Origin of the sequence: Flavonifractor plautii ATCC 29863 (genome assembly GCF_000239295.1) — a bacterium.
Lineage (GTDB): Bacteria > Bacillota > Clostridia > Oscillospirales > Oscillospiraceae > Flavonifractor > Flavonifractor plautii.
In genome coordinates this window covers 26659-36587 of the sequence record NZ_JH417677.1, presented here as the reverse complement: position 1 = coordinate 36587, position 9929 = coordinate 26659, and the positions used below count along the sequence as shown (strand labels likewise).

Below are 9929 nucleotides of genomic sequence, written 5' to 3'. Positions count from 1 at the left end.
GGCTGCGGCCGGGGCGCTTTTTTGGATTTATTCGGCGGTGAGCACCGGGTGCTCTCCGTCGGCGGAGGCATGGATGCTCTGGATGGGATGGAGGTAGCTGTCGATGAGCTTGGTGGCGATGTCGTCCTCCAGATCCTTCTGAATCTGGCGGCGCAGATTGCGGGCGCCGTAGGTCATGGAGTAGGACTTCTTCACCAGGTAGTCCAGCAGCGCGTCGTCCCAGGTGAAGGTGATGCCCTTCTCCTTCAGCGCGTCCTGGAGCTCACGGAGCATAATGGCGGCAATGGCCTTGAAGTTGTCCTCGGTGAGCTTGTTGAAGTAGACGATCTCGTCCACGCGGTTGATGAACTCGGGCCGCAGGAAGGATTCCAGGGCCTTCATGGCCCGCTCCCTGCCCTGCTGGTCGGCGGTGCGGCCGAAGCCTACGGAACCGGCGGAGGTACGGGCATCGCTGCCCGCGTTGGAGGTCATGACAATAACCGTGTTTTCGAAGTTCACGTTTCGGCCCTGGGCATCGGTGATGTGGCCGTCATCCAGAATCTGAAGCAGAATGTTGAGCACGTCGGGGTGGGCCTTCTCAATCTCGTCAAACAGAATGACGCAGTAAGGCTTGCGGCGCACCTTTTCGGTGAGCTGGCCCGCCTCGTCGTAGCCCACATAGCCTGGGGGAGAGCCGATGATGCGGCTGACGGCGAACTTCTCCATGAACTCGCTCATGTCCAGTCGGATGAGGGATTCGGGGGAGTGGAACATGTCCATGGCCAGCCGCTTGACCAGCTCGGTCTTGCCCACGCCGGTGGAGCCCACAAAGATGAAGGACACGGGCTTGCGCTTGGAGGCGATGCCCACCCGGCCACGGCGGACAGCGGCGGCCACGGCGTGAACCGCCTCGTCCTGACCGATGAGGTGCTCCTTCAGCCGGTCTTCCAGCTTGGCCAGGCGCTCATACTCGGCCTCCTGGATCTGGCTGGCGGGGATCTTGGTCCAAAGCTCGATCACACGGGCCAGATGCTCTACCGTCAGAGGGGGGGCGCTCTGGGCCTCCAGCTTGTTCAGCTCGTCCTGAAGCTGGATCTCCCGGCTCTTGATGGAGGCCAGCCGCTCATAGTCACGGCTGCTGCCCTCGTCGGAGAGGAGCTTCTCCCGCTCTCCGGCCAGGTTGTCCAGCTCCCGACGGAAGTTGGACTGCCGCTGCTCGTTGGCCGCCAGGGCTTCGGTGGTGGCGGGGTTACCCATGAGAGAGTCGTGCTCGGCGGTCAGCTTGTTCAGCTCCCGGCGGATCTCGGTCTGCCGCTGCTCATTGTTCTTGAGGGTGGTCTGCCGCTTGTAGTCCCGGTCGTTGGCCTCCACCATCAGGTTTTCCCGCTCTTTTTCCAGGGCATCCAGCTCCTTTTTCACCTCCACCTCCCGGGCCAAGGTCTTGTTGTGGAGGTTGACGTCGGAGCAGGCCTCGTCAATGAGGTCGATGGCCTTGTCGGGCAGGAAACGGTCGGTGATGTACCGCTCGCTCATGGTCACGGCCAGGCGGCACATCTCGGGGGAGATGGAGACAAAGTGGTACTTCTCGTAGTAAGGGGCGATACCCTGAATGATCCTGATGGAGTCGTCGATGGAGGGCTCCTCCACCATGACAGGCTGGAAACGCCGCTCCAGGGCGGAGTCCTTCTCAATGTACTTGCGGTACTCGGTGAGAGTGGTGGCGCCAATGACCTGAATCTCGCCCCGGCTCAGGGCGGGCTTGAGAATGTTGGCGGCGTTCATGGAGCCCTCGGCGTCGCCGGCGCCCACGATGTTGTGCACCTCGTCGATGACCAGGATGATGTTGCCCAGCTTCTTGATCTCCTCGATGAGACCCTTCATGCGGCTCTCAAATTGGCCGCGGAACTGGGTGCCCGCCACCAGGGCGGTGAGATCCAGCAGGTAGACCTCCTTGTCCAGCAGCTTGTAGGGTACGTCCCGCTGGTAGATCTTCTGGGCCAGCCCCTCCGCAATGGCGGTCTTGCCCACGCCGGGCTCACCGATCAGACAGGGGTTGTTCTTCTGGCGGCGGTTGAGGATCTGGATGGTGCGCTGGATCTCCTCGTCCCGGCCGATGATGCGGTCCAGCTTGCCGTCAGCGGCCTTCTGAGTCAGGGAGATGCAGTAATTCTCCAAAAACTTGCGCTTGGGCTGCTTTTCGCCCTTCTTGTCCTTGTCTCCGCGCTCGGCGCGGGGCTGCTCCCGCTCAGGGGGCTGGGCCTGGGGGCTTTGAGCCGAGCCAAAGAGCTTGTTGAGGAAGGGGAAGGTGGCGGTTTTGCCCTCGTCCTCCTCGTCTTCGTCGGCCTCCTCCGCGGACATCAGGCCCTCCATGCCCTCGGCGCCGCCGAAGGCGGACATCATCTCATTGGTCAGGCCCTCCAGATCCTCGTCACTGATGCCCATCTTCTGCATCATATCTTCCACGGGCTTGATGCCCATTTCCTTCGCGCACTTGAGGCAGAGGCCCTCGCTTTTGGTGGTCCCGCCCTCCATCTTCTGGATAAAGATCACGGCCACATTTTTATGGCATCTGGAACAAAGTGTGGGTTGCATTTGTATTCAGCTCCTTTGGAGGGGAGAATAGTCCCCTCAGAGAAATGATTCTAATTCGAAATTATGAACTGCGTATGAATCACGCCTGTTTTCTTTTCTTTAAAGCCTTCCGGTACTGGAAGATATAACTGCACAGGGCGGCCAGAGTGAGGGCCAGGGCGAAGGAGATTAGTCCGGTGGCCCAGGGGCGTGGGATGGCAGGGAAGAGCACCAGCGCGGCGCAGACCACGAAAAAGACGCCGGTAGAGGTCTTGCCCAGCCAGTTGGAGGAGATCACATCACCCAGTTTCTGGTACATGAGATAGCCGCCGATGGCCATGGTCAGCTCCTTTAGGAAAAAGACGACGACCGCCCACAGAGGGATGATGCCGTCGGCGGTGATGCAGATAATGACCGTAAAGGTCATCAGCTTGTCCGCCAGAGGGTCCAGAATCCGCCCCAGCTTGGTGATCTGGTTGAAGTGCCGGGCGATCCAGCCGTCAGCTACATCGGTGAGGAAGGCGGTTAAATAGATCAGCACCGCCCAGCGATGAGCGTCTGGAGCGGGCTGAAAGAAGACGACGGCAAAGACCGGCACCAGTACTAGCCGGAGGAGGGAGAGAAGGTTTGGGATGGACATAGGAGCTTCACCTGATTTTCTTTGGTTTAGGGCGGGATTACAGGCCGCTGAGCAGGGAGAGGGGATTGGTAGTCATGAAGAATTTCAGCAGGTGGGTTTGGTTTACCAGGGACTCAGGCAGTACGTGCCCGAAGAATTGCAGCAGCCAGGCCGCCACAAACAGAAGGACGCAGGCCTGCACCAGGCCAAACAGCGCGCCGCAGGTCTTGTTCAGGAAATGTAGTCCGGGCAGCCGCGCCACCAGATCCAGGGCATGGCTGATCAGCTTCCAGGCAATGAGAATGAGGGCGAAGCCCAGCAGAAAGAGGATCAGGTAGGCGGCGGACTGGGCGATGGCAGCCGCAACTGCGGCGGCCGCGCTCGCGGCCACGGAGGTCATTCCGTTCTCCACGGCCTTGTCCACGGTGTTGATCAGGGTTTCATAAAAGCCCATCTCCCGCAGGGCGTTCAGTACCCCGTCCAGAGGCACGTCGTCGGGGGACAGGGCAGCGGAGCCCTCCTCCGCCACTTGCTGCTGGATGGAGGCGTTGAGCTGTTCCTCGATGGCCGAGGCGAATTTGGGCTCTAAGGCATCCGCCACCATAGGAGAGAGAGTGCGGGCGGCGAAGCTGGCGCCCACAAAAGCCACCAGCACGGCCAGCAGACCGCACAGGGACAGGATGAACCCCCGGTGGGCGCCCACCAGGGCGAAGAGCAGCAGCACGGCCAGAATCAGGCCGTCAGCAATCAGATAAGCCATAGGGTTTTCCTCCGAATTTATTGAGGGACATAGAGGCGGGCGGTGGTGCTGTCAATGAGCATGGCGCTGCCGTCGGAGCGCTGTAAAACCTTTTGTGCGTTCTGTGTGCCGTTCAGGGTGTTATAGAGCTCCAGATCCTGGCTGTAGATATCCAGCCGGTCGGCGGTGAGTACGCCGACATACCGCCCGGCAGCGGAGAGAGAGAGTACCTGCTCCTCTACGGGGAGGGCAGCGGCCAGCTCACCTGAAGCGTTTATGGTGAGCAGCTCCGCCGTACTGCCCGCCCGGTATTTCCCCAGCAGGAGGGAGGCGGTGCCGTCCCCGTCCAGGGAAAAGGCCTTTAGGTAGCGCCCCCCGTAGTCGTAGGAGCCGGAGAGCACGCCGTCCCCGGAGACAATATAGAGCCCGGACTCACCCAGGGCCCAAATGCCGCTGCTGGTCCAGCGCAGATCAAGAATCGCGTTGTTGCCCACCGGGCAGGTCCAGTCCGGCTCCGTTTCCTCCTCCGTGCGGTCCAGGCGATAGAGGTCCACCCGGCTCTCAAAATTACCGTCCGTAAGGCCGATGGTGAGCAGAGCCACCGATTTGTTGTCCGGGGCAACGGCGGCGTCCATCACAAAACGGTTGGACAGGCTGAAGCGCACCAGAGGACTGTAGCTGTTGTCGTAGACCGTCACTGAGCCCTTGTGCCCGCTCTCCTGGCTGGTGACGGCCAGCCAGCCGTTCTGGTTCACATCGGCGGACAGGAGGGCCTGGCCGTCCTCTTGGGTGAGGGAAAAGACCTCCTCCCGACCGGAGTAGACAAAGAGCTCCCGGCCGCCGGCATCATAGACCAGAGCGGTGCCGCCTGCGGTGCTGACCACAGGATTTGTCATGGAAACGGCCTGATCCACAAAGGCCTGACCGCTGCCCGAATACAGCCGGATGGTGTTGGGGGAGCAGACCAGAAGATCTCCGTCCACGACGGCAAAGGCGTTGGAGGAGTCCCCAACAAAATGAAAGGACTCCGCCTGTCCGCTGTCGTTGCGCGCCAAGGTGCGGTAGGAGAACCAGCGCTTGATGAAGTCAAAATTCAGCTTGTCATAGTTGGCCACCAGGGCGACCGCGCCCACCATCAGGGCCAGTGTCACCAGAAAGGCCAGGAACCGGACAAAACGGTTGGGGCGCTTTTTGGGTTTGGGGGCGGCGTTGGGACGGCTGCCGTTGATATCTTCCATTCTATGCTCCTTCATGGATTTCATGCGGCAGAGGCATAAGCGGCACAGATAAAAGGGGCGCTTGTGCAGGCCCTGCAATAGAATTATTTTTTCGTTCCCAAATAGACTGACGTTATGGCGCAGAGGATGGCGGCGCCGATGGCGAACCACAGTGCAGCAGGCATAGAAATACCTCCAGAGTTCACATAAGGGCAGGAGAGTGAGCTATAGGACGTCCTCCTGATACCACAGTTTGGTCATATAGAGCCCCCCGGCGGGTACAGTAGGCCCGGCGGCGGTGCGGTTGCGGCCTTCCAGAATGGCGGGCACGTCATCGGGGGAGAATTTGCCGTCGGCGGCGTAGACACAAGTGCCCACCATGGCGCGCACCATGTTGTAGAGAAAGCCGTCGGCGCACACCCGGCACTCGATCAGTTCTCCGCTGCGGGAGATATTAAAGTAGTGAACCGTGCGCACGGTGGTGCGGGTTTCGGTGCCGACGCTCCGAACAGCCGCGAAGTCGTGGGTACCCACAAAGTGGGAGGCCGCACGCTGCATCACAGTCTCGTCCAGGTGTTTGGGATAGAACCAGGCGCGGTTGACGTAAAATGCGTTCCGTATGTGGGAATTGTAGATGCGGTAAGTGTACTCCTTTTTCAGGCAGGAGCCGATGGCGTTGAAGCCGTCGGGCACCTCGGTAGCCTTTACCACCACGATGTCATCGGGCAGCCGGGTGTTCACCGCCAGGGGAATCCGGTCGCAGGGGATACAGGAGGAGGTGCGGAAATTGGCGATATAGGTCTCCGCGTGCACGCCGGCGTCGGTGCGGCCCGCGCCGGTACATTTGACCGGGTGGCCCACCACCGAGGCCAGGGAGTGTTCCAGCGTCTCCGCCACGGTGACGGCGTTCTTTTGAACCTGCCAGCCGTGATAGGCCGTCCCCACATACATCAGTTTTAAGGCAATGTTTCGCATGACGGCCTCTCACGTCTCCAGTCTTTCGTTCTACTTCGGTTCCTCTCCGCCGGCCCAGCCGGCGGAGCCTACGCTACAAACGTGCCGCCGGCACGTTTGCTTTACGCTGCGGTGCCAGCCGTGATAGGCCGTCCCCACATACATCAAGCGTAGCGCAATATTTCTCATAAAGCTTTAAAATCCCATTATTTTTTTCTTAAAGTCCAAAGTGCCGCAGCACGCCGATGCCGACACACAGAAGCACCGCGAAGACCAGAGCGGCGATGTCGATGCCCTTTAGCTTGAGCTGGCGCAGGCGGGTGCGGCCCTCTCCGCCGTGGTAGCAGCGGCACTCCATGGCAATGGCAAGCTCGTCGGCCCGGCGGAAGGCAGAAATGAACAGGGGTACCAGCAGGGGCACCAGGGCTTTGGCCTTCTGGAGCAGGTTGCCGGTATCGAAGTCGGCGCCGCGGGCCTTCTGAGCGGACATGATCTTATCCGTCTCCTCGATGAGGGTAGGGATGAAGCGCAAGGCGATGGACATCATCATGGACAGCTCATGCACCGGCACATGGAGGGTTTTCAGCGGTCCCATCAGTTTTTCCAGGCCGTCGGTGAGCAGGATGGGGGAGGTGGTATAGGTCAGCAGGAAGGTGCAGGTGATGAGCATGGCGATGCGTAGCACCATAAACACCGCCGCCCAGATGCCCTCCGGATAGATGGTAAAGATCCAGAAGGAGACCAGCGGCGCTCCCTCGCCCCGGGTGTAGAACAGGTTGAGCAGGCCGGTGATAATGACGATGATCAAAATAGGCTTCATCCCCCGTAGGATGCTCTTGATGCCCACCTTGGACACAGCGATCAGCACCGCCAGCAGGACGAACAGGATAGCGTAGGATACCACCTGCTTGGCCAGAAACAGAGCCACAATATAGGCCACCGTGAACAGCAGCTTGGTGCGGGGATCCAGCCGGTGGAGCAGGGTGTTGCCTGGGAAGTACTGGCCCAGGGTAATGTCCTTCAATGCCACTTACACCGCCCCCCTTTCGCCGGAAGCAGACTGCTTCTGCTGACCGGCATGGCCCAGTTTGGCCAGGACGGCGTCTCTGGCCTGCTCCGTGGTGTAGACCGACGGGTCGATGTCCACGCCCATGGCCCGCAGGCGGTGGAACACCCGGGTCATGGCGGGCACGCCCAAGCCCATGGCCTCCAGCTCGTCCCCGTGGGCAAAGACCTCCCGGGGCGCGCCGGAGAAGGGAATCCGGCCGTCGTTGATCACCACCAGCCGGTCCACCGTCCGGGCCACTTCCTCCATGGAGTGGGAAACGATGATGATAGTGGCGTTTTTGGCCGTGTGATAGTCGTGGATGTTGCCCAGAATAGACGCCACGCCAACTGGGTCCAGGCCGGCGGTGGGCTCGTCCAGTATGAGCACGGAGGGCTCCATGGCAATAACGCCGGCGATGGCGACCCGGCGCTTTTGTCCGCCGGACAGCTCAAAGGGGGATTTTTCCAGCATGTCCTCCCGCAACCCAACAAACTGGGCGGCCTCGCGCACCCGGCGGTCGACCTCCCCCTCGTCCAGCCCCATGTTTTTGGGGCCGAAGGCGATATCCTTATAGATGGTCTCCTCAAAGAGCTGGTACTCCGGGTACTGAAACACCAGTCCCACCTGGAAGCGGGTCTGGCGGGTGCGCTCCTTGCTCTCCCAGATATCCCGGCCCTCGAAGAGGACGCGGCCGGAGGTGGGCTTGAGCAGCCCGTTGAGGTGCTGGATGAGGGTGGATTTGCCCGAGCCGGTGTGGCCGATGATGCCCAGGTACTCCCCGCGGTAGGCGGTAAAGTCCACGTCCACCAGGGCCCCGTGTTCAAAGGGGGTGCCGGCGGAATAGATGTGGCTCAGGCGCTCCGTCTGAATGATCGGTTCCAATGGCTTCATTCCTTTATCATTTGGTGCATGCCCGCAGGTCACGCCCGTGTTTGCAGCAGATCAAAGAGCGCCTGGGCACATTCCTCGTCGCTCAGTGCGTCCAGAGGAACGTCCACCCCCGCCTGCCGGAGCTGCCACAGCAGCTCGGTGGTCTCGGGGACAGTGAGGCCCACGGCCTTCAACTCCTCCACCCGCTGAAAGACCTCCCGGGGGGGGCCGTCGGCCACCACCCGGCCCTTGGCCATGACCACCAGCCGGTCGGCCTGGGCGGCCTCGTCCATATGGTGGGTGATGAGCACTACCGTCACGCCGGAGGAGCGGTTGAGCTCACGGATGGTCTTCATGACCTCCGCCCGGCCGATGGGGTCCAGCATGGCGGTGGGCTCGTCCAGCACAATGCAGCGGGGTGCCATAGCGATGACACCGGCAATGGCCACCCGCTGTTTCTGTCCGCCGGAGAGCAGGTGGGGGGCGTGCTCCCGGTACTCGTACATACCCACGGCCTTGAGGGCGTCGTCCACCCTCCGGCGGATCTCCGCCGGGGGCACTCCCAGATTCTCAGGGGCGAAGGCCACGTCCTCCTCCACCACGTTGGCAACGATCTGGTTGTCCGGGTTCTGGAATACCATGCCCACGGTGCGGCGGATGTCCAGCAGTTTATCCTCGTCGGCGGTGTCGATGCCGTCCACGTAGACTTTGCCGCCGGAGGGCAGCAGGATGGCGTTCAGGTGCTTGGCAAGGGTGGACTTGCCGGAGCCGTTGTGACCCAACACAGCCACAAAGGAGCCCTCCTCGATGTCCAGGCTTACCCCGTCCAGCACAAAGGGGTTGACCGCGCCCTCCTCCGCGTAGGCGAAGCGCAGCTCTTCTGTTTTGATGATCGCATCGTTCATAGCGCAGCTCCTCATTCGGCAGTCCAGCGGCCCGTGGCCCCGCAGGGGAGGGCCAGGCCGGTGGCGGTTACGGGCAGACCCAGCTCCTGGCTCTCGGTGCGGCCGCCGTACCGGCGGGCTACCAGAGTCTCCAGCAGGTAGGTCAGTACCGAGGGGGCCAGCCCCGTAGTATAGGAGTTAATGAGGAAAAACAGGGGTTCGTCCGAGAGCACCCCGGCTACCAGCTCCACAAAGGGGAAGAGGTTCTCCTCCAGCTTCCAGACCTCGCCGGAGGGGCCTCGGCCGTAGGAGGGGGGGTCCATGATAACCGCATCGTACCGGCGGCCCCGGCGGATCTCCCGCTCCACGAACTTGGCGCAGTCGTCCACGATCCAGCGGATGGGCGCGTCAGACAGGCCGGAGGAGGCCGCGTTCTCCCGCGCCCAGCTCACCATGCCCTTGGCCGCGTCCACGTGGCACACGGCGGCTCCCGCCGCCGCGCAGGCCACCGAGGCCGCGCCGGTGTAGGCAAAGAGGTTGAGCACCCGGATGGGCCGCCCGGCGGAACGGATGCGCTCCATGGCGAAGTCCCAGTTGGCTGCCTGCTCTGGAAAGACGCCGGTATGCTTGAAGTTCATGGGCTTGATGTTGAGAGTCAGCCCCTTGTAGCCCAATGTCCAGCGCTGGGGCAGTTCCTTCTTGACCCACTGGCCCCCTCCGGTGGAGGCGCGCTGGTACCGGGCGTCGTGCCTCCGCCATCCGGGATGCCGCCCCTCCGGACGCCAGATGGCCTGAGGATCGGGCCGCACCAACAGATACTTGCCCCAGCGCTCCAGCCGCTCGCCGCCGCCGCAGTCCAGCAGTTCATAGTCCTTCCAGTCAGTTGAAATCCACATAATACGATCTTCCCACCATAGTTTTTGTCATAATCATCCTATTATATCATTCCCTACTAGACCAGTCAACGAAAAGAAGCGCAAACAATAGAGGCGCGGGGTGAAAAATCTGAATCAACCCGCGCCCCTATGCGGTGGCTCCTGTAAACGGC

At 61.6% G+C, this 9929-nt stretch carries 9 protein-coding genes; all 9 read right to left on the bottom strand.

The window, feature by feature from the left end:
• Positions 1 to 27: 27 nt before the first annotated feature.
• A complete protein-coding gene (locus tag HMPREF0372_RS04460) occupies positions 28 to 2571 on the bottom strand; it encodes an ATP-dependent Clp protease ATP-binding subunit (protein WP_039996675.1) in 2544 nt (847 codons plus the stop codon).
• A gap of 79 nt (positions 2572 to 2650) precedes the next feature.
• Complete coding sequence (gene pgsA, locus HMPREF0372_RS04455; protein WP_007489340.1) at positions 2651 to 3190, bottom strand: CDP-diacylglycerol--glycerol-3-phosphate 3-phosphatidyltransferase; 540 nt, start codon at positions 3188 to 3190, stop codon at positions 2651 to 2653.
• A gap of 37 nt (positions 3191 to 3227) precedes the next feature.
• Positions 3228 to 3929 carry a CvpA family protein gene (locus tag HMPREF0372_RS04450; RefSeq protein ID WP_007489339.1) on the bottom strand — a complete coding sequence of 234 codons (702 nt, stop codon included), beginning with the start codon at positions 3927 to 3929 and terminating at the stop codon, positions 3228 to 3230.
• Between the two features lie 17 nt (positions 3930 to 3946).
• On the bottom strand, positions 3947 to 5146 hold the full coding sequence (locus HMPREF0372_RS04445) for a DUF5711 family protein (RefSeq protein WP_024724186.1): 1200 nt from the start codon (positions 5144 to 5146) through the stop codon (positions 3947 to 3949).
• Positions 5147 to 5350: 204 nt separating this feature from the next.
• Complete coding sequence (gene truA / locus HMPREF0372_RS04440) at positions 5351 to 6100, bottom strand: tRNA pseudouridine(38-40) synthase TruA (RefSeq protein ID WP_007489337.1); 750 nt, start codon at positions 6098 to 6100, stop codon at positions 5351 to 5353.
• Between the two features lie 196 nt (positions 6101 to 6296).
• Entirely contained in the window at positions 6297 to 7109 is an 813-nt protein-coding gene (locus HMPREF0372_RS04435) for an energy-coupling factor transporter transmembrane component T family protein (RefSeq protein ID WP_007489333.1), read from the bottom strand.
• Positions 7110 to 8009 (bottom strand): energy-coupling factor transporter ATPase, encoded by a 900-nt coding sequence (locus HMPREF0372_RS04430; RefSeq protein WP_080567995.1) that lies wholly within the window; start codon positions 8007 to 8009, stop codon positions 7110 to 7112. It abuts the gene before it with no gap.
• 38 nt (positions 8010 to 8047) lie between these two features.
• Positions 8048 to 8902, bottom strand: a complete 855-nt coding sequence (locus tag HMPREF0372_RS04425) for an energy-coupling factor transporter ATPase (protein WP_039996672.1) — start codon at positions 8900 to 8902, stop codon at positions 8048 to 8050.
• An 11-nt stretch (positions 8903 to 8913) separates the two neighbouring features.
• Positions 8914 to 9777, bottom strand: a complete 864-nt coding sequence (locus HMPREF0372_RS04420) for a class I SAM-dependent methyltransferase (protein WP_007489330.1) — start codon at positions 9775 to 9777, stop codon at positions 8914 to 8916.
• Positions 9778 to 9929: the final 152 nt, after the last annotated feature.

Coding starts and splice junctions, on each gene's coding strand:
- HMPREF0372_RS04425 (WP_039996672.1), bottom strand. CDS start 8,902: ATGAACGATGCGATCATCAAAACAGAAGAGCTGCGCTTCGCCTACGCG.
- truA (WP_007489337.1), bottom strand. CDS start 6,100: ATGCGAAACATTGCCTTAAAACTGATGTATGTGGGGACGGCCTATCAC.
- HMPREF0372_RS04450 (WP_007489339.1), bottom strand. CDS start 3,929: ATGGCTTATCTGATTGCTGACGGCCTGATTCTGGCCGTGCTGCTGCTC.
- pgsA (WP_007489340.1), bottom strand. CDS start 3,190: ATGTCCATCCCAAACCTTCTCTCCCTCCTCCGGCTAGTACTGGTGCCG.
- HMPREF0372_RS04420 (WP_007489330.1), bottom strand. CDS start 9,777: ATGTGGATTTCAACTGACTGGAAGGACTATGAACTGCTGGACTGCGGC.
- HMPREF0372_RS04460 (WP_039996675.1), bottom strand. CDS start 2,571: ATGCAACCCACACTTTGTTCCAGATGCCATAAAAATGTGGCCGTGATC.
- HMPREF0372_RS04445 (WP_024724186.1), bottom strand. CDS start 5,146: ATGGAAGATATCAACGGCAGCCGTCCCAACGCCGCCCCCAAACCCAAA.